This window comes from Bradyrhizobium erythrophlei, assembly GCF_042430365.1.
GTDB classification, from domain to species: domain Bacteria; phylum Pseudomonadota; class Alphaproteobacteria; order Rhizobiales; family Xanthobacteraceae; genus Bradyrhizobium; species Bradyrhizobium erythrophlei.
In genome coordinates, this window is record NZ_JBHMET010000196.1 from 51,322 (window position 1) to 70,960 (window position 19,639).

Consider the following 19,639-nt stretch of genomic DNA (forward strand, 5'->3'; position numbering starts at 1 on the left):
CAATGATACCTCGGTGCGGGTATCGGAGGCCGCCCGCGACCTCATGATGGCCTTGAAAGCGACAAGAAAACCCTTCAAGTTGCGTGGGTTGGCACGGGCCTACCAATCACCGCCCGAAACTGTTCGACGACGACCCGACAACCTCAATTTGACCCGGACATGTCACTGACGATGGCCCAAGGAATGAAGCGCCTGGGGATGCCGATTGCGGCGTTGCTCGGCGCGGCGGTGATCGGCCTGATTGGCACGTCATGGTTCCTCAACCGCGACGCGCTGCAGCGCGCCGTGGAGGCGCAGATTCGCGCCGTCACCGGGCTCGAGCTGGTCGTCAACGGCAACATTGATGTCTCGGTGTTTCCGGGCAGCTACGTCTCGTTCCACAATGTCGGGCTGAAGGGCGCCGAAACCGTCGACCCGGCGCTGCAGGTCGACGTGCTGACGGCGAACCTGCGCCTGCTGCCACTGCTGCTGCGGCGGTTCGAGATCGCCGACGTCATGATGCTGCGCCCGCATATCCATGTAGTGCGCGACGCGGACGGCGAGAGCAACTGGACGCCGTTCGTCCAAACCATCGCCAAGGCGATGACGCCCGGCGCCGAGAATCAGGTGTCCTTCTCCGAAATCCGCATCCAGGACGGCGAATTGAACTACGAGGATGCGACCAACCACGTCTCCGAGAAGCTCGGCGACATCGACCTGTCGCTGGCCTGGCCGTCGATCTCGCGGTCATTTGCCGCAACCGGCCAGTTCGACTGGCGCGGCGAGCGCGTCGACGGCTCGATCAGCGCCAACGATTTCGTCGCCATGCTGTCCGGCGACCGCTCGGGGCTGAAGGCGCGGCTCGCCAGCGCACCGCTGAAGGTCGCGTTCGACGGCACGGTTGCCAACCGCACCAGCCTGATGATGGAAGGCGTCGCCACCGTCGACAGCCCGTCGCTGCGCAACGCGCTGCGCTGGATGGGACAGGCGCCGCCCGGCGGGGGCGGCGGTTTCGGCCGCTTCGCGCTGAAGGCGCGTACCAACGTGGTCGGCGGCTCGGTCGCGCTCACCAATGTCAATGTCGAGCTCGACGGCAACGTCGCCGAGGGCGTGATGACCTACGCCAACAACGGCCGGCAGACGCTGCAGGCGACGCTCGCCGCCGGCAACCTCGACTTCACGCCCTACATCTCGACCTTCCGCCTCTTGGCCAGCGGCCAGCGCGACTGGAACCGGCAGTTGTTCGACCTCTCCTCGCTGTCATCAACCGATCTCGATATGCGCCTGTCGGCGGCGAAGGTGACGGTCGGCCCCTCGAAACTCGGCCGCACCGCGTTCGGCGCCAATTTGCGCAGCGGCGCGCTCGCGCTCAGCATCGGCGAAGCGCAGATGTATGGCGGCATCGCCAAGGGTTCGTTCGCGGTCGCGCGATCGGACGCGGTTGCCGACGTGCGGGCCCAGTTCCAGTTCATCGACGTCGACCTAATGGCCTGCGCCAGCGAATTGTTCGGCATCACCAAGCTCTCGGGACGCGGCAACCTCAACGTCTCGCTGATGGCGTCGGGCTCGAGCCCGTTTGGCCTCGCGCAATCGCTCGACGGCACCGCAACCCTGACCGGGCATGACGGCGCCATCGCGGGCTTCAATGCCGAGCAGCTGTTGAGGCGGCTGGAGCGGCGGCCGCTGTCGGGCGGCGGCAATTTCCGCTCCGGCTCCACGCCCTATAACAACCTCAACATTTCGGTGAAGTTCGCCGACGGCGTCGCGACCGCGGAAGATATTCGCCTCGAAGGTCCGACCACGCGGATCAAGCTCACCGGCACGGCCTCGGTGCCGTCGCGCGAGTATGACCTCAAGGGCATCGCCAGCCTGACCTCGGCGCCCGCCGGCGGCAACGGCTTCGATCTGCCCTTCGTAGTGCAGGGCCCGTGGGACGACCCGCTGGTGTTTCCCGATCCCGACATCCTGATCCGACGCTCGCCGGGCGCCACCCAGTTGCTGGAATCGCTGAAGGACAGCAAGGCGCGCGACGCCGTGCGCTCGGTGATCGAGCGCTTCACCGGCGGCAAGACTGCGGCGCCCGCGCCTGCAGGCGCGCCGACGGCCGACGCAAAATCGAACTGACGCGGTCGCACGTCGGTCGAACCGCGGATGCGTCGGGCCGGCCGCTCGCATCACGGATACATCCCGCCGCGGGACACCCCGCGCGTATCGAGATACCTGCCACACCAGCTCAAGCCGACCGCGAAGCATCTAGAATGATTGGGAACCATTCGGTAATGCTGCGCTAACCGGTTCATAACCGGGCCAAAGCGTTAGGGAGAACAACGTGAGATCCAAGGCATTGATAGCGCTGTCAGGCGCAGTCGCGATGGTCGGGCTGGCGTATGCGGCGGGACCCGCCTTCGCTCAGGACAAGAAGATCACGGTCTGGTGGGGCAAGGGGTTCTACAAGTCCGAAGACGACGCGCTGCTCGAGACGATCAAGAAGTTCGAGGCCAAGACCGGCATCAAGGTCGAACTGTCGCAATACGCGATCCAGGACATGATCCCGAAGACGGTGGCCGCGCTCGATTCTGGCACCGTGCCCGACGTTGCCTATTCCGACTCCTACGACGTGCAGGCGCAGGGCAAGTGGGCCTATGAGGGCAAGCTCGAGGATCTCTCCGACATCCTGGTGCCGATGAAGGACGCGTTCGCGCCGAACACGCTCGAAACGGCGATGCTCTATAACGACGTCGCCAAGAAGAAGACCTATTACGGCTTCCCGCTGAAGCAGCAGAGCATGCACGTCCAGATCTGGGGCGACATGCTGGAGAAGGCCGGCTTCAAGGCAGCCGACATCCCGACCAAGTGGGAGGACTACTGGACGTTCTGGTGCGACAAGGTGCAGCCGGCGATCCGCAAGGCGACCACCCAGCGCATCTACGGCGTCGGCCAGCCGATGGGAGTGGAATCCACCGACTCGTTCCAGTCGTTCTACACCTTCATGGACGCCTACCACGTCAAGCTCGTCGACGACGACGGCAAGCTCTTGGTCGACGATCCCAAGGTGCGCGAGGCGCTGATCCACGCACTGAAGGATTACACCGACACCTACATCAAGGGCTGCACGCCGCCCTCCTCCACGACCTGGAAGGACCCCGACAACAACGTCGCCTTCCACAACAAGACGATCGTGATGACCCACAACTTCACGATCTCGATCGCGGCGAAGTGGTTCGAGGATTCGACCAACCCGGCGCTGACCGACGCGCAACGCGCCGCCGGCAAGCAAGCCTATGAGCAGGACATCATCACCGCGTCCTTCCCCAAGGCGCCGGACGGATCGACCATCCGCTACCGCTCCGACGTCAAGACCGGGCTGATCTTCTCCAGCGCCAAGAACAAGGCCGAGGGCAAGCAGTTCATCGCGTTCCTGCTGCAGGAAGAGAATGTCCGCCCCTACATCGAGGGCGCGCTCGGCCGCTGGTTCCCGGTGACCAAGGCGAGCCAGGCGAGCCCGTTCTGGCAGGCTGACCGGCACCGCAAGGCGGTCTACAATCAGTTCACCGGCGGCACCGCGCCGTTCGACTTCACCAAGAACTGGAAGTTCACCATCCTGAACAACGAGAACGTTTGGGCCAAGGCCATGAACCGCGTGGTGAGCGAGAAGGTGCCGGTGGACAAGGCGGTCGACGAACTGATCGCCCGCATCAAGCAGGTGGCGGGTTAAATCAACGATGTCGGCCAGCGCCAAAGCTCGTTCCGCGTCGTCCCGGCGAAAGCCGGGACACCCGCGTGAGCGCTTGCGCTCATCGCGAAGCCGCGGCAGCAGTTCTGGAGTATGCCGGTCGACGGCTTTCGCGCAACAGCCGGGACCTGTGGTTATGGGTCCCGGCCTTCGCCGGGACGACAGCGTGGTCGCGACCGGCATCTCGTTCCAAGAGTAGACGAATGGCGATCACGGTTTCCGATCACGCAATCCCGGGCCCGCCTCTGTCGGCGCGACTGTCGCCGCCGCAGGTCTGGGGCATCGTGCTGCTTGCGCCCTATCTGCTCGTGTTCCTCGCCTTCGTGCTCTATCCGGTCGGCTACGGGCTGTGGCTGGCGCGGCAGCCCACGAGCTATGTCGCGCTGTTCCACGACCCGATCTTCGCGCGCGCTGCGGTCAACACGCTGATCTTCCTGCTGGTCGGCATCAACATCAAGATGCTGATCGCGCTGTTCCTGTCCGGCTTCTTCGCCCAGCAGCGTCCCTGGATCAAATGGCTGTCGGTGATCTTCATCCTGCCCTGGGCGGTGCCGTCGATCCCGACCATCCTGTCGGTGCGTTTCATGCTCAATCCCGAATGGGGCATGGTCAACCAGCTGATCTTCAAGTTCACCGGCGACGACGGTCCGAACTGGCTGAACGATCCGGCGGTTGCGCTTGCCATGGCGATCGGCGTGCACATCTGGAAATCGCTGCCGTTCTGGACCTTGATTCTCTTGACCGGGCGGCTCGCCATCTCGCACGATCTGTACGAGGCGTCCGACGTCGACGGCGCCAACTGGTGGCAGAAGTTCCGCTACATCACCTGGCCGTCGATGCAGACGCTCTATGTCACCTGCACACTGCTCTCGATGATCTGGACGCTCGGTGACTTCAACAGCGTCTATCTGCTCACCGGCGGCGGGCCCGCCGACCTCACCCACGTGCTGTCGACGCTCGGCATCCGCTATCTCAGGCTCGACCAGCTCTCGCTCGCGATGGCCTCGATCGTCTGCGCGATGCCGTTCGTGCTGCCGCTGGTCTATTTCATGATGAAACGGTTGTCGCGATGAAGCTGCCCACCCTCCGCGAAGTCGGCACCGAAGCCAAGCTGCTGTTGATCGGCATTCCGGTCTTCATCTGGACCATGGTGCCGATCTACCACATGTTCGTGTTCGCGATCTCGCCGAAGGAGGATGCGTTCTCGGGCAAGCTGTGGCCGGAACATCCGACGCTGCACAATTTCGAGATCGTGTTCCACCAGCAGCATTATTTTCTGCGCGATTTCTGGATCCAGTTCTGGAATTCGACCGTGATCGCACTTGCCGCCGGTGCGCTGACGCTGTTCGTCGCGACCGCCGCCGCATTCTCGATCTCGCGGCTGCGCGTGCCCGGCGGCCGCGCAGTGATGAACCTTGCGCTGTTCACCTATTTCATCCCCGCCGCGTTCCTCGCCGTGCCGATGTACCGCACCATGGGCAATTACGGCCTGCTCAACAATCACTGGTCGCTGATCCTGGCGATGGTGACGATCGCGTCGCCCTACGCGATCTGGGTGCTCAAGCAGGCGTCCGACAAGCTGCCGGTGGAGCTCGATGAAGCCGCGACCATGGACGGCGCCACCACGCTGCAGCTGTTCCGCCTGGTCTATGTGCCCCTGATGATGCCGTCGCTGGTCGCGGTCGGCACCTACGCGATCTTGCTCGCCTGGAACGAATATCTCTACGCGTTCCTGCTGCTGTCCAAGGACACCGACATCACGCTGCCGGTCGCGCTCGGCAACTTCCTCGCCGCCGACGACTCGCCGTGGGAGCTGTTGATGACCACCGGCTTCATCTACGCGCTGCCGCCGGCCGCCGTCTACTACGCCTTCAAGCGCTACATGGTCGGCGGGCTCACCGCCGGCGCGGTCAAGTCGTGATCGACTAAAGCGGCGCCGTGCTCTCGCCCTGCGATGTCGACAGCTTCGAGGCGAAGGACGCCACCACGATGATGACCGCGATCAATGCGATCACCAGCGTGCAGATCGCATTGATCTCCGGCTTCACGCCGAGCCGGACCTCCGAATAGATCCGGATCGGCAGCGTCGCCGAGCCCGGGCCGGTGGTGAAGCTCGCGATCACGACGTCGTCGAGCGACAGCGTGAAGGCCAGCATCCATCCGGCGACGATCGCCGGTATGATCAGCGGCAGCATGACCAGCAGGAAGGCGCGCACCGGATCGCAACCGAGGTCCATCGCCGCCTCCTCCAGGCTGCGATCGAGCGAGGTCAGGCGCGACTGCACCACCACGGTGACGAAGCACATCGTGAGCGTGGTGTGGGCGATCGTCACGGTCCAGAAGCCGCGCTCGGCGTTCAGCGCGACGAACAGCAGCAGCAGCGACAGGCCCGAGATCACCTCGGGCATCACCAGCGGCGAATAGAGCATTCCGGAGAACAGGGCGCGGCCGCGAAAGCGCTCGCCGCGGGCGAGGCCGATCGCCGCCAGCGTGCCCAGCAATGTGGCGAGCGTCGCCGAGACCGCCGCGACCCTCAGGCTCATCCAGGCGGCCTCCAGCATGGCGCGGTCATTGAAGAATTCATAGTACCAGCGCAGCGACCAGCCGCCCCACACCGTGACCAGGCGCGACGCGTTGAAGGAGTAGATCACGAGAATGACGATCGGGAGATAAAGGAACGCAAGCCCGAGCGTCAGCGACGTCATGTTGAAGCGGGTGACCCTGGTGACGGTCGGCGCCATCAACGGCCACCTTCAAGTTGCCGCCGCTGCAGACGGTCATAGAGCAGAAGCGGCGGCACCAACAGCACCAGCAGCGCGACCGCGGCGGCCGAGGCCACCGGCCAGTCCTTGTTGGTGAAGAACTCGAGCCACAACGTCTGGCCGATCATCAGCGAATTGGAGCCGGCGAGCAGGTCGGGGATCACGAACTCGCCGATGATCGGAATGAAGCACAGCAGCGCGCCGGCGCCGACGCCCGGCAGCGACAGCGGGAACGTCACCAGCCAGAACGCCTGAAGCGGCGACGCGCCGAGATCGTTGGCGGCCTCCAATAGCGACGCGTCCATCTTCGCGAGCGTCGCATAGAGCGGCAGGATCATGAACGGCAGATAGGAATAGACGATGCCGAGATACATCGCGCTGTCGGTCGACAGCCACACCACCGGCGACGAGACGAGATGCAGTGCCAGCAGGATCTGGTTGAGCAGGCCGTCATGCTGAAGGATGTTGATCCAGGCATAGATCCGGATCAGGAACGACGTCCAGAACGGCACGATCACCAGCATCATCGCGACGCCCTGCCAGCGCCGCGGCAACCGCGCCATGCCGTAGGCGACGGGATAGCCGATCAACAGCAGGATCAGCGTCGAGGTCGCGGCGACAGTGACGCTGCGCAAATACGACAGGATGTAGAGATTGTCCTGAAGCAGCAGCCTGAAATTCTCGAGCGACAATTGCGCGAAGGCCGCGGCTAGCGCCGCGCGTCCCGCGGCAAAATCGAACACCGGCGTATAGGGCGGCTGCGCGATCGCGGTCTGCGACAGGCTGATCTTCAGCACGAAGCCGAACGGCACCAGGAAGAACAGCACCATCCACAGATAGGGCGCGATCGCGGCCAGCCGCGCCGGACGGGTGAAGATGCGGCGCGCGCTCATTGCTCCAGCACCAGGCAATCGTCGGCCGTGAACCATGCCACCACGCGCTGGCCGGCCAGATAGGCGTCGACATCGAGCCGCGCGGTATTGGCCATCGAGGACCGCACCACGAGCCCGGACTCCAGCTTCACCTTGTAGGTCGTGACGCCGCCGAGATAGTTGACGTCAGCGACGACGCCCTCCAGGCGATTGATCGCTTGCGACGCGCCATCTTCCGACGCGGGCGCGCGGCGCGATAGCTTCACCTTCTCCGGGCGGATCGCGACATTCACGACGTCCTTGGTCACCGGCGGCCACAGCTCGCTGACCACGAGCGAGCCGGCCTCTGCCGTCACGACCGTCAGGCGGCTGTGCTCGCGCGAGGTGACCTGGCCCTTGAACAGGTTGATGTCGCCGACGAACTCGGCGATCCAGCGCGACGCCGGCGCCTCGTAAAGGTTGCGCGGCGTCGCGACCTGCTCGAGCCGACCGGCGTTCATCACGCCGATCCTATCAGCCATCGTCATCGCTTCTTCCTGGTCGTGGGTGACGATGATGAAGGTCATGCCGAGGCGGCGCTGCAGGTCCATCAATTCGGCTTGCGTGCTCTCGCGCAGCTTCTTGTCGAGCGCGGCCAGCGGTTCGTCGAGCAGCAGCACCTGCGGGCGCCGCGCCAGCGAGCGCGCCAGCGCCACGCGCTGCCGCTGTCCGCCCGAGAGCTGATCGGGCCTGCGCTTCTCCATGCCCTCAAGCTTGACGAGCGCCACCATCTCGGCGACGCGGGTCGCGATATCCTTGCGTGCCATGCCGGCGCGGCGCAGGCCGAAGGCGATGTTGTCGCGCACCGATAAATGCGGGAACAGCGCGTAGTTCTGGAACATCATGTTGACGGGCCGCTCATGCGGCAGCACCGGGGCAATGTCGTTGCCGCCGAGCAGGATACGTCCCTCATCCGGTGTCTCGAAGCCGGCCAGCATGCGCAAGAGCGTGGTCTTGCCGCAGCCGCTCGGGCCGAGCAGCGCGAAGAATTCGCCGGCGCGGATATCGAGCGAAAGGCTGTCGACCGCTCGAAAATTCCCGAACGTCTTGGCGACGCCCTCGATCCGCAGCAGCGGCATGTCAGGCGCAACCGATTCCGCCTCTGCGCCCGCTTGGCTTGATATCACGTCCTTCAGCCCCGATTCCCCGCTGGCCCGACAAAGGCCGCAAGCTAGCGGCGGATCGCGATCGGCTCAACCACCTCACGCGGCAACTCTCGCAATATTGTCGCCTTGTGCAGCTCTGCTAAGCTTGATCTCCAACTCGGGAGGACAACCGATGAATCGCGACCGTTACGGCCTGCCACTGACGACAGCCTCGGACCGCGCCGCGGCCTATTATGTCGACGGTGTCGACCGCATGCTTGCCGCCCTGCACGGCGCAGATGCGGCGTTCGACGCCGCGATATCGGAGGATCCGGACTTCGCGTTGGCGCATATCGGGCGCGCCCGCGTCCACCAGCTCAACATGGAAGGCGCAGAAGCGCGCGCCGAGGCCACGAGGGCCCGGCAATTGGCCGCAGCCGCAAGCCCGCGCGAGCGCCAGCACGTGGACATCATGGCGTCGGTGATCGAGAGCCAGGCCAAGAAGGCGATGACGGCCGCCGAGCAGCACCTGGCGGAATATCCGCGCGACGCACAGGTCTTGTCATTACTGCTCGGCGCCTTCGGACTCTATGCTTTCTCCGGCCGGCCCGATCACGACGCGGCGCGGCTTGCGGTCTGCGAGCAATATGCCGGTGACTACGGCGAAGACTGGTGGTTCCTCACCTATCTTGGCTGGTCGAAGACCGAAGCCGGCGATGTCGTTTCGGGGCGCGCGATCACGGAGCGCGGCTATGCGCTGAAGCCGGACAATGCCGGCGCCGCGCACGCCGTTGCGCATGCGCTGTTCGAGCAGGGCGATGCGGCGGAAGGCCGCGCCTTCCTGACCAACTGGCTGCCGGCGAACGATCGCACGAGCTTCCTGCAGGGGCATCTTGCCTGGCATCTCGCGCTGATCGCGCTCGAGGAAGGCGACGCCGACGGCGCGATGGATATCTACGAGCGCCACATCAAGCCGGCGGGGCGGCCGTATCCGCCGCTCAATATCTACACCGATACGGCCTCGCTGCTGTGGCGGATGTCGCTCGCCGGAAAGACCGGCCTTGAGTCGCATTGGCGAGATGTCGCCGCCTATGGAGACGGATATTTTCCGAAAGCCGGCGCGCACTTCGCCGACGTCCACCAAGCACTGGTTGCGGCGACGACGAACGCGGGCGCGTTGCAGGCGCGGCTCGCCGAGATGGAGGCGCGGCAGGCCGACGGCAAGCTTGCGCCCGGCCCGTCCGCCATCGGCCTCTGCCGGGGAATTGCCGCCTTCGCGGCCGGCGATCACGCCGACGCGGTTCGCATCCTGGCGCCGCTGATGCCTGACCTGGTGCGGATCGGCGGCAGCCATGCGCAGCGCGAGTTGTGGGAGGACACGTTCATCGTGGCATGCCTTCGCGCCGGACAGGGCCATCAGGCCGCGAGCCTGATCTCCGAGCGGCTGCATCGCCGGCCGTCGCGGCGCGACCTGGCCTGGTCACAGCAGGCCGCGCAGCAATAGCGGCCCCGTCAGGCTGCATCGACCGTCACCATGAACGCCGCGAGGGCCTCGCGGTCGGCCTGCGGCATCGTCAGGCCGAGCTTGGAGCGCCGCCACAGGATGTCGTCCGGAAAGCGGGCCCATTCACGCCGCATCAGATAGCGCACCTCCGCGCCGGTCAGGTCGGGGCCGAAAGCGGGTCCCAGATCGGCCTCCTGTTTGGCATCGCCGAGGACGTCCTTGACGTTCAGCCCATAGGCCGCGACCAGCCGCCGCGCCTGGTCCTCGCTAAGGAACCGCCAGCGCTGGCGCGCGATCTCGACCTCGGTCTCGAAGCGCTGCCAAGCGAAATCTCCGCCGGGCAACGGCGCTTTCGCAGTCCAGCGCGGCGTCATCGGATAGAACCGCGTCAGCTCCGAGACGACCTTCTCGGCGCCGCGGCGCGAGGTGGTGACGTCGCCGCCGACGATCGTGAGCAACGGCGCCTTGCCGCGCCTGAAATCGGGCATGATCCCACCGTTACGCTGCGACGATACAAACACCGCGTTGGCGCCTGAGACCGCCCGCACCACGTCGACCATGGCGATGCTCTCGCGAAAATAGCGGTTGGCGGCATTACAGAGATAGGCCACGTCGCCGACGCCGATCGCGACGATGGCCGGATCTCCCCTGAACGGGTGATCGACGGTGCCGATCAGGGTGAAATCACGCTCATAGGGGCTGGCGAAGATCAGCCGGCCGTCGGTCTTCTGGAACACATAGACATTGTCGCTGTCGAACAACCGGCGCACCACGATCTGGTTGATCTGCACGGTGCGGAGCGGCGGCGCCGGCACGCGCAGCACGGTGTCGGCGACCGACCCCGTCCACGCGCCGGTCGCATTGACGAGGGACCGCGCCGTGACCACCCGGCGATAGCCGCGATCGATCGCGACCAGCCGCCAGGTCTCGCCGCGGTCGGCCCGGGTCACGCGGGCGCCGGTGCGGATGTCGGCGCCGCGTGCGGCCGCATCGACGGCGTTGAGGACGACGAGCCGGGAATCGTCGACGACACAGTCGGAATATTCGAACGCGGTACCGAACGGCCGCTTCAGCGCGTTGCCGATCGGATGATGGGTGACGTCGACCGTCGCGGAGCGCGGCAGGCGGCTGCGCGACGCCAGCCAGTCATAGAGCAGCAGCAACGAGCGCAACTGCCATAGCGGACGCTCCTCCGCATGCGCCGGGATCGCAAAGCACATCGGCCGCACCAGGTGCGGCGCGATGTGCAGCCAGACGTCACGCTCTTTCAGGGCGGCATGAACGCGGAAGACGTGCCGTCGCTCCAGCCCCGCCAGGTCGCCATGAACGAGCCGCGGCGAGGCCGATGAGGCACCGGAGCCGAGATCGCTCTGTTCCAGCAGGATCACGCGCAGGCCGCGACCGGCGGCATCGCGCGCAACGCTCGTGCCGTTCAAACCACCGCCGATGATCGCGAGATCGTAGTCCGCCATGCGCAACGCCTACCGCATTTCCGTGCGAACGGAATACGCGTTCGCACAAAAATGCCTCGGGGAAATTAGCCCGCACCGACCGAGGCAAAGAAGCGTTCCGGTCCGTCGACCTCGGTCAGTCTTTTGCCTTCGATCACCCAGAACCGGTTTGCCACCGTCCGCACGAACTGACGGTCGTGCGAAACCAGCAGGCAACTGGCCTGATGCTCCATCAATTCCTCCTCCAGCGCCTCCTGCCCCTCGATGTCGAGGTGGTTGGTCGGCTCGTCGAGCAGATAGAAGTTCGGCTGGGTGAGCCGCAGCACAAGCATGCCGAGCCGGGCCTTTTGCCCGCCAGACAGCCGCCCAATCGGACGGCCCTGCATCTCGATCGACAGGCCGGCGCCGGCGAGCAGACCGCGTGCGCGCTGGTCGCCCACCTCGAAGCGACGTGTGATCACGTGCATCGGCGTGTCCGCGTCCGCGAGATCGGCCAGCGCCTGGTCGCAATAGCCCGTAACCAGCGACTCGGTGGCCTTGATCTCGGCAGATGCCGCCTGGGGCCTCTCGATCGCCTGCCGCAGCGTTGCGATGAGCCGGGTCTTGCCCGCGCCATTGGCTCCCAGCAGCGCAATCCGATCGCCCTTGCAGATGAACTGCGGCCCGGTCCGGAACAGCAGCCGTCCGTCGGGTGATGTAATCGCGGCGTTGGTCAAAGTGATCAGCACCTTGGCATGGGTACCGCGGTTGGCGAGCCTGATCGTTCCGGCGGAACGATCCAGATGCGCGGGCTTTGCCGTCTCCTCGAGCTTCTCGGCGCGCTGCTTCAGTTGCTTGGTCTTCGACAGCAAGAGGTCGCTGCCGGAATTGATGCCGAGGTTGTTGAGCTTCGCGGCCTGCTGACGGAGCTGCCGGACGGCCTTCATATCCCGCTGATAGCGCCGCCCATCCGAGGCATCGAGTTCGTCGACCGCCGCACGCGCCGGCGTATAGGGCAGCGAAAAAAGCTGGGAGCGCTCCGGGCGCAGGAACAGCGTCCGGTTCGTGGTTGCATCGAGAAAGGCGCGATCGTGGCTCGCGATCACGACCGGTATCTCGCGCGGTAGCGTGTTCAACCAGGCTTCAAGCCGGCCGATCTTGGCAAGGTCGAGGTGGTTGGTCGGCTCGTCGAGCAGCAACACGTCGGGCTCGGTCACCAGCACGCGGGCAAGCGCGGCAAACCGAAGCCAGCCGCCGCTCAGTTGCTTCAGTGGTCTCGTCCACAGCTCCTCGGGCACCTCGAGCGATTGCAAGGCCACGTCGACCCGCCAGCCTTCATCGGCGCGCTGCGCTCCCGGAAGCGCCTCGAGCACGGCGGCATCGAACGGCGTATCCAGCAATCGTGGCGGAGCATCCTGCTCGACATGGCCGACGGTCAGCCCGCGCGATCGGGTGATCTCGCCCTCGTTCGCCTCCAATGTACCGGCGATACAGCGCAGCAGCGTAGATTTGCCGCGGCCGTTGGCGGCCACGAGCCCGATCCGATCGCCGGCATTGACAACAAAGTTGAGTTCGGAAAACAGCGGGGCGTTCAGCGTCACGCCGAGGTTACGTACGTTGATGAGGGTCACGATTATTCTCTGGTCTTGCCGGCAATCACGACATCGGGCGGCATGCAACCGTCATCGGATGTGCGTGTCGAAGCGCGGCGAGTGATTCAAATGCTGGCACGAACGCTCAAACGTTCGATGCCGCACGGCCACGAAGGGCAGACCAGGAAGAGATTTTACGCGAGTTTCCGGTCAGCCCTGCAAACGCATTTGCAGGGCGTTGACGGGGCCACGCCTGAAGTGGTGATCGAGAAATGTCGCCACGACGCAGCCCTCCTTTCTCGGTTGAACGATGTGACGCTCCGACAGTAGCCGGGCGTGCAGCTCAAGGCAAGCTGACCACCTCGGACCTGCCGCGGAGTTACCCGGTCTTGCGGACGGGCTCCACGGCATTGTCACCGCTGCCGCCGACCAGGGCCGCGAAGTGACCGATCGGGGCAGGCTTGCCGATCAGATAGCCCTGCACCGCGTCGCAGCCCTCTTCCGACAGGAAGGCGAGTTGCTCCTCGGTCTCGACGCCCTCGGCGACGATCGACATTTCCAGGCCGTGGCCGAGATCGATGACCGCGCGCACGATCGCGGCCGATTGCGGGTTGCGGCCGAGATTGATCACGAAGGCGCGGTCGATCTTGATCTTGTCGAACGGGAACGCCTGCAGATAGCTCAGCGAGGAATAGCCGCTGCCGAAATCATCCATCGAGATGCGCACGCCGAGCGCCTTCAACCGCCGCAGCAGCGCCAGACCACGGTCGAAATCCTCGATCAGCACGCCTTCGGTGATTTCGAGCTCGAGCCGGTCGGGTGCCAAGCCCGTCTCGAGCAGGATCGAATGGACCAGGCCGACGAGGTCGCCATGGGTGAACTGCGCCGGCGACAGGTTGACGGCGATCTGCAGCGGTGCCGCCCAGGAGGCGGCCTCCCGGCACGCTTCACGCAGGATCCATTCGCCCATCTCGACGATCAGGCCGCTCTCTTCCGCGAGCGGAATGAAATCGCCGGGCGGAACGAAGCCGCGCACCGGATGGTGCCAGCGCGCCAGCGCCTCGAAACCGATCGCCTCGCTGTCCGCAACCGTCGGGCCCGCCGCCGCCTGCGGCTGGTAATAGAGCGACAATTCGCCGTTCTTGATCGCGACTGAAAGCTCCTGATGCAGCACGCGGCGGTCGCGGATCTGCTCGTCCATCTGCGGCTCGTAGATCGAGATCGTGCCGCGCGACTTGACCTTGGCGCGGAACAGCGCCGCACCGGCATTGGCGAGCAGCGAGGCGGCGTCAGAACCGTTGTGCGGGAACACCGAGATGCCGGTGGTGGCGCCGGTGCGGACCGATTTGCCGTCGATCGGGAAGTCCTGGCCCAAAGCCTCCGCCGCCTGTTCGGCGAGCGCAATACCGGCGGCGGGCTGCTTGCCGTCGATGATCAGGCCGAACTCGTCGCCGGACAGGCGCGCAACCACGCCGCCGCGCGCGACGGCCTGCAGGCGCTGGGCGACCTCGATCAGCACCTTGTCGCCCATCGCGTGCCCGAACACGTCGTTGATCTCCTTCAGCCCGTCGAGGTCGACGCAGAGCACGGCGAACTCCTCGTCGGTACCGGCGCAGGCCTCGATCATCTGCGTCAGAGCCTGCAGGAAAGCCGCGCGGTTCGGCAAATCGGTCAGGCCGTCGTGATAGGCCATGTGCGCCATGCGCGACTCGGTCTGGCGCCGGTCGGTGACGTCTTCATGAGTCTTGATCAGGTATTGCGGCTCGCCATTGTCATCGAGCACGGTCATGCGGCGGGTCAGGAACAGCCGCAAGCCGTCCTTGGTCGAGATCGGATGCTCCTCCGCGACCATGCTGCGCTTCCTGATCGCGGCTTCATCGCGGGCGATGATCAGCTTGGCCTCGCGCGGATTGAAGATATCGGCGGCGGTGAGCCCCGTGGCATCCTCGCGACGGCGGTTGAGGATCGTCTCGGCGCTGCGGTTGGCGAGCAGGTAGCGACCGTCCTTGACGCGCTCGACGATCAGCGCGACCGGTATGTTGTCGACCACGAGCTCCAGGAACTTCTTGTTGGTCTCGATCTCGCGTGACAGCGCGCGGCGATCGGTAACGTCCTCGAACAACGCGATCAGGAATTCCGGATCGCCGACCTCGTTCCGGGCGATGACGCGGTTGGACGCGAGGATGCGCTTCTCCGCGCCGCGCTCGACGAAGAATTCGCTGCGGTGGTAGCCCTGAGGCGCATTCAGCGCCGCCTGATCGGCGGCCTCGATGCTGGCGGCGGTCTCGAGACCGAAGATCTCGTCGGCGCGCCGGCCCACGATGTGATCGCGCGAGAAGCGGGAGAAGCGCTCGAATGCGCGGTTGGCGAAGATGTAGCGGCCGTCCTCGATGTTCTTGGCAGCGACGCAGACCGGGACGTTGTCGAGCACCGATTCCAGGAATTGCGTGGTCGAGGCGAGCTTGCGCGACAGCTTGCGCTGATCGGTGCAATCCAGGTGGGTCGCGACCGAGCCGCCGTTCGGCAGCGCGAAATACTTCACCAACACCGATTTGCCGTTCGGAAGTTCGGTGACGTGTCCTTCGGGCGCTGCCGCCTTGCTGAAGTAATCGTCGTCGCTGACATCGAGCACGCCGCGGCTGCGGCGCAGTTCCAGGAGCTCAGTGCCAGTCATATTGCGCGAAATGTCGGTGCGCGACAGGCCGTAGATGTCAAGGTAGCGGTCGTTGCACAGGATGATCCGTCCGCGTGGATCAGTCATCACCACGCCCTGGTTCAGGTGATTGAGCGCGGAGGAGATGAAGACATTGCGCCGCAGTTGCAACCGCTTGGCCCTGCGCAGCGCCGAAAGCACCCACAGCCCGACCGCGCCGAGGAAAGCAACGACAACCACACTGCCGATCAGCAGCTCCCAGACCAAATTGGGATCGAGGTCACCGAGATAGCTCGCGGGCGCGAATGCACCGGACGCCGCCGATGCGAAGCCGCATGGCGTGACGACGGCCACCAGGCAAAGCGCGGCCCGTGCCGGAATCGAATCTTTCCCGCCTGCCTGCCAATTCTTACCAGCCATCAGTCACCCGCGAATTTCCGCGCGGAGTGTCCGACTTGGGCGGTTTGGATCGGGTAAACGCGTTCCGATGCAACTGGAAAATGTGACTTAATTTACGGCAATTGCCCTGACGTGATTAATAGTCCACTAACGGGGCACGGCTCGGGAACTTAGTCAAAGCGCTCCAAGCACTTGCTGGTGAGTTTGGCCGTGACGATTCCCGCCGGAACGACGATGATCGCGCGCGATGGCTGCCTGTTGTCGCGCCAGAATCCCGGACTTGAAGGACAAGATGGACAGGGTTGATTGCGTGGTCGTGGGTGCGGGGGTGATCGGCCTCGCGGTGGCGCGCCGGCTGGCACAGGCCGGGCGTGAGGTGGTCGTCCTCGAGGAGGCCGAGGGGATCGGGACGGTGACCTCCTCGCGCAACAGCGAGGTGATCCATGCCGGCATCTACTACCGCGCCGGCAGCCTGATGGCGCGGATGTGCGTCAGCGGCAAGCGCGCGCTGTACCGCTACTGCGTCGAGCACGGCATCCCGTACCGGAATTGCGGCAAACTGATCGTCGCCACCACGGCGAAGGAGACCGAGAAGCTGCAGTCGATCCGGGCCCACGCCGAGGCCAACGGCGTCGACGACATGCAGCTCTTGTCAGGCGAGGCCGCGCGCGCGCTCGAGCCCGCGCTGAACTGCGATGCGGCCCTGCTGTCGCCGTCCACCGGCATCATCGACAGCCACGCCTACATGCTGGCGCTGCGCGGCGACGCCGAAGCCGCCGGAGCCGCGTTCGCATTCCACACCCCGCTGCTGCGCGCCAAGGCCACGGCTGATGGCATCGAGATCGAAGCCGGCGGCGAAGCGCCGATGACGCTGGCCTGCGACCTCCTGATCAACGCCGCCGGCCTCGGGGCACCGGCCGTCGCGCGCAGCATCGAGGGCATGCCGATCGAACTGATCCCCGCGGCCTATCTCGCCAAGGGCAACTATTTCAGCTGCAGCGCGCGGGCGCCATTCTCGCGGCTGATCTACCCGGTGCCGGAGCCTGGCGGGCTCGGGGTGCACCTCACCCTCGACATGGCCGGCCAGGCACGGTTCGGCCCCGACGTCGAGTGGATCGACCGGATCGACTATGCGGTCGACCCGGCGCGGGCCGAGCGGTTCTATCCGGCAATCCGGAAATACTGGCCGACCCTGCCGGACGGCGCGCTGATGCCGAGCTATTCCGGAATTCGTCCCAAGATCGTGCCACCCGCCGTTGCGACCCAGGATTTCCTGATCCAGGGCGCGCCGGATCACGGCGTCAGCGGCTTGATCAACCTGTTTGGAATCGAGTCGCCCGGACTCACGTCATCGCTCGCGATCGCCGATTGTGTCGGCGAGCTGGCCGGGCTTTGAATCGGTGGAGCAAACGATCACTGGCGGATGAGCGCACAAGCGCCCATCCGGCGGTGACATGTCGTACGATACGATGTGGGAAAACCGACTAGTGGAGCGTGGCGTCCGCGGATTGTCTCAACCGCTCGATCTCGTCCTTGACCATCAACTTACGGCGCTTCAATTCGGCAATTTGCAGGTCATCTACGGAGGGGTGCACGAGCGCTTCGTGCAGTTCGTTTTCGAGAATTTTGTGCTTGCGTTCCAGTTCGACCAGATGCGCCTGTAGTGCCATTACGAACTCTCCTCGGTGGGTTAAACCTCAGATTCGATCCGGACGCGGGAGTGTACACGAGTGTGGAAAACTGTCGATGGGAAACCCAAAATGCCGCACTCAGCCTTTGGAAGTTATCTGTAACCATTCGTGACTATGGAACCTGACCAGCTTGCGCGGCGCTCGCACAGGGACGATATTTCGGCAAGCGGCGGCCGCCCCGGTCCACCACAACCACATCGTGCTTACCAGTTAACGTACACCATGAACGATCAGGATGAGCGCGAACTCCACGCCGAGCTCGCGCGACTGCAACAAGAGCACCGCGATCTCGACGCGGCGATTGACGCGCTGCATCAGTCGCCGGCGCCGGACCTGCTGATGGTGCAGCGCCTGAAGAAGCGCAAACTGCAACTGCGCGATCGCATCGCCTTCATCGAAGACCAGATCACGCCCGACATCATCGCCTAGCGCGCACGTGCCAGCCGCGCGGCATGATCGGCCTGCCGTCGCGCGGGTGTTTTCCCCGTCATCCACAACGACCGCATGCGCCACGTCCGCAGCAACGCAGCAGCGATTGCGATTTTCTCCCCCTTGACTCCGCTAGAACAAAAAGAGAACATAGTCGCGGCCACCAGAGACAAAAGGGGAGTTTTGCCATGCCTGCACCGCCATCCCTGCCCGACAACCTCCGCTACGAGCAGGCCTGCGATCAGGCGATCGCCATGTGCGACGGCAACCTGCGCAGCACCATCAAGGCGCTGATCATGGCCAACGAATATCTCGAGACTGAGCTTGAGGAACTGCAGGCGGCGATCACCGCGGGCTGCGTGCCGGCGAGGACGCAGCAAGCGAGCGACGCCGCCTGATCGCTGAGGAGCAACCCGATGGCCGATGTCACCTATTACGTGGCGCTGCCCTTCATGCAGGACGATGACGGCGCGCCGATCGCAGGCAATGCGGAGGAATGCCAGAGCTCGGCGACGGCACTGCGCCGCGCCGAGATGATGTCGCGCATGCCCGGCAGCATTGGCGCCGTCGCGTTCAGCCGGACCGGCGATCCCGCGATCGGCGAATTCGGCGATGCCAAATTGCTGCGGGCCTTCGGCAATGTGCCGGAGGATTTGAGCGCGCTATAACTGTTATTTCGAGCATGATCTCCGCGCAAATGCTTCGCGTTTGTCGTGAGGGAAAACCGCTGCACGCTTTGCGCTGCGCGGCCCTCCGGGGCCGGGTCAGGCTCTAGTTTTCGGCCTCATGCCGCCGCTGCGCCTTGCGCACATACATCGCGCGGTCGGCCTCATCGAGCGCGCGCTCGACATCCGAATGCGATCCCAGGATCGCGACGCCGGCGGAAGCACCCGCCGTGACGTTGCCGCCGCCGAAGTCGAAGGTCAGGCGGTCGATCGCTTCCTCGAGTGCGGCCGCCTTGGCCTTGGCATCGGTCTCGCTGAGATTCCACAACAGCAGCGCAAACTCGTCCCCACCGAGCCGGCCGATCACGTCGGAGGCGCGCACCTGGCCGGACACGGTGGCCACGATGGCTTTCAGCACTTGGTCACCGGCCGCATGCCCGAACGCGTCATTGACCGGCTTGAGACGGTCGACATCGAGCACGACCAGGGCGCCGCTGGCGCGATAGCGCTTGATGAAGGCGATCGCCCGGGTCAACTCGCGCTCGAAACCACGCCGGTTCGGGATATCGAGCAGGAAGTCGGTTTCGGCGGAGGCCTGCAATTCCTCGATCCGGGCCTGCGCCCGCGCTAATTGTGCCCTGAGCCGGCGAATCGTCGATTTGTCGTCGGAGGTCGTCGAGGCTCGCGAACCTGGCCCGGTTCCAGCCCGGTGGGGCGCGGTTTTACCCACGACTGGCGCACTTTTCCGCTGTTTTGCGGCCCCCGAGGCGGCCGCCCTGGTTTTCTTCTTCATGCGCATCCTTGTT

At 65.0% G+C, this 19,639-nt stretch carries 17 protein-coding genes; 9 read left to right on the forward strand and 8 right to left on the reverse strand.

Translation table 11 applies throughout. The features are described from left to right. Window positions 1-171 precede the first annotated feature (171 nt). The 4 genes from ACFFWD_RS28535 to ACFFWD_RS28550 all read left to right on the forward strand — a co-directional run bounded on the left by ACFFWD_RS28535 (window position 172) and on the right by ACFFWD_RS28550 (window position 5,633). Window positions 172-2,103 (forward strand): AsmA family protein, encoded by a 1,932-nt coding sequence (locus tag ACFFWD_RS28535; RefSeq protein WP_376971046.1) that lies wholly within the window; start codon window positions 172-174, stop codon window positions 2,101-2,103. Between the two features lie 247 nt (window positions 2,104-2,350). After that, window positions 2,351-3,694 carry an ABC transporter substrate-binding protein gene (locus tag ACFFWD_RS28540; RefSeq protein ID WP_376971048.1) on the forward strand — a complete coding sequence of 448 codons (1,344 nt, stop codon included), beginning with the start codon at window positions 2,351-2,353 and terminating at the stop codon, window positions 3,692-3,694. A gap of 221 nt (window positions 3,695-3,915) precedes the next feature. Then, complete coding sequence (locus ACFFWD_RS28545) at window positions 3,916-4,785, forward strand: carbohydrate ABC transporter permease (protein WP_376970934.1); 870 nt, start codon at window positions 3,916-3,918, stop codon at window positions 4,783-4,785. Then, a complete protein-coding gene (locus ACFFWD_RS28550) occupies window positions 4,782-5,633 on the forward strand; it encodes a carbohydrate ABC transporter permease (protein ID WP_376970936.1) in 852 nt (283 codons plus the stop codon). Before ACFFWD_RS28545 ends, ACFFWD_RS28550 begins: the two co-directional genes overlap by 4 nt. A 4-nt stretch (window positions 5,634-5,637) precedes the next feature. Here the strand turns inward: ACFFWD_RS28550 and ACFFWD_RS28555 are convergent, their stop codons facing one another. The 3 genes from ACFFWD_RS28555 to ACFFWD_RS28565 are packed head-to-tail and all read right to left on the reverse strand — an operon-like array spanning window position 5,638 to window position 8,464. After that, window positions 5,638-6,453, reverse strand: a complete 816-nt coding sequence (locus tag ACFFWD_RS28555) for an ABC transporter permease (RefSeq protein WP_376970938.1) — start codon at window positions 6,451-6,453, stop codon at window positions 5,638-5,640. Further along, a complete protein-coding gene (locus tag ACFFWD_RS28560; protein WP_376970940.1) occupies window positions 6,453-7,367 on the reverse strand; it encodes an ABC transporter permease in 915 nt (304 codons plus the stop codon). The genes ACFFWD_RS28555 and ACFFWD_RS28560 overlap by 1 nt, the downstream gene beginning before the upstream one ends. Then, window positions 7,364-8,464 (reverse strand): ABC transporter ATP-binding protein, encoded by a 1,101-nt coding sequence (locus tag ACFFWD_RS28565; protein WP_376971051.1) that lies wholly within the window; start codon window positions 8,462-8,464, stop codon window positions 7,364-7,366. The genes ACFFWD_RS28560 and ACFFWD_RS28565 overlap by 4 nt, the downstream gene beginning before the upstream one ends. Window positions 8,465-8,744: 280 nt before the next feature. Here ACFFWD_RS28565 and ACFFWD_RS28570 point away from each other — a divergent pair, with 280 nt between their 5' ends. Then, complete coding sequence (locus tag ACFFWD_RS28570) at window positions 8,745-9,974, forward strand: tetratricopeptide repeat protein (protein WP_376971053.1); 1,230 nt, start codon at window positions 8,745-8,747, stop codon at window positions 9,972-9,974. 8 nt (window positions 9,975-9,982) lie between these two features. Here ACFFWD_RS28570 and ACFFWD_RS28575 read toward each other — a convergent pair whose 3' ends face one another. The 3 genes from ACFFWD_RS28575 to ACFFWD_RS28585 form a co-directional block, all read right to left on the reverse strand. Beyond that, on the reverse strand, window positions 9,983-11,446 hold the full coding sequence (locus ACFFWD_RS28575; protein ID WP_376970942.1) for a glycerol-3-phosphate dehydrogenase: 1,464 nt from the start codon (window positions 11,444-11,446) through the stop codon (window positions 9,983-9,985). A gap of 65 nt (window positions 11,447-11,511) precedes the next feature. Beyond that, complete coding sequence (locus ACFFWD_RS28580; protein ID WP_376970944.1) at window positions 11,512-13,035, reverse strand: ABC-F family ATP-binding cassette domain-containing protein; 1,524 nt, start codon at window positions 13,033-13,035, stop codon at window positions 11,512-11,514. Between the two features lie 340 nt (window positions 13,036-13,375). Then, window positions 13,376-16,069: a sensor domain-containing protein gene (locus tag ACFFWD_RS28585; RefSeq protein WP_376970946.1), complete on the reverse strand. Its 2,694-nt coding sequence runs from the start codon at window positions 16,067-16,069 to the stop codon at window positions 13,376-13,378. 271 nt (window positions 16,070-16,340) lie between these two features. Between ACFFWD_RS28585 and ACFFWD_RS28590 the strand changes: the two genes are divergently transcribed. After that, on the forward strand, window positions 16,341-17,444 hold the full coding sequence (locus tag ACFFWD_RS28590; RefSeq protein ID WP_376970948.1) for an NAD(P)/FAD-dependent oxidoreductase: 1,104 nt from the start codon (window positions 16,341-16,343) through the stop codon (window positions 17,442-17,444). Window positions 17,445-17,532: 88 nt separating this feature from the next. Here the strand turns inward: ACFFWD_RS28590 and ACFFWD_RS28595 are convergent, their stop codons facing one another. Continuing rightward, window positions 17,533-17,718 carry a YdcH family protein gene (locus ACFFWD_RS28595; protein ID WP_376970950.1) on the reverse strand — a complete coding sequence of 62 codons (186 nt, stop codon included), beginning with the start codon at window positions 17,716-17,718 and terminating at the stop codon, window positions 17,533-17,535. A gap of 243 nt (window positions 17,719-17,961) precedes the next feature. Between ACFFWD_RS28595 and ACFFWD_RS28600 the strand changes: the two genes are divergently transcribed. From ACFFWD_RS28600 to ACFFWD_RS28610, 3 genes are all read left to right on the forward strand, one after another. Then, the gene (locus ACFFWD_RS28600; RefSeq protein WP_212504217.1) at window positions 17,962-18,168 is read left to right on the forward strand and encodes a YdcH family protein; all 207 of its coding nucleotides are present in this window, start codon (window positions 17,962-17,964) and stop codon (window positions 18,166-18,168) included. A gap of 188 nt (window positions 18,169-18,356) precedes the next feature. Then, window positions 18,357-18,566 (forward strand): hypothetical protein, encoded by a 210-nt coding sequence (locus tag ACFFWD_RS28605; RefSeq protein ID WP_376970952.1) that lies wholly within the window; start codon window positions 18,357-18,359, stop codon window positions 18,564-18,566. An 18-nt stretch (window positions 18,567-18,584) separates the two neighbouring features. Further along, window positions 18,585-18,836, forward strand: coding sequence for a hypothetical protein (locus ACFFWD_RS28610; protein WP_376970954.1), 252 nt, complete (start codon window positions 18,585-18,587; stop codon window positions 18,834-18,836). Between the two features lie 103 nt (window positions 18,837-18,939). Here ACFFWD_RS28610 and ACFFWD_RS28615 read toward each other — a convergent pair whose 3' ends face one another. Further along, window positions 18,940-19,632, reverse strand: a complete 693-nt coding sequence (locus tag ACFFWD_RS28615) for a GGDEF domain-containing protein (RefSeq protein WP_376970956.1) — start codon at window positions 19,630-19,632, stop codon at window positions 18,940-18,942. Window positions 19,633-19,639 lie beyond the last annotated feature (7 nt).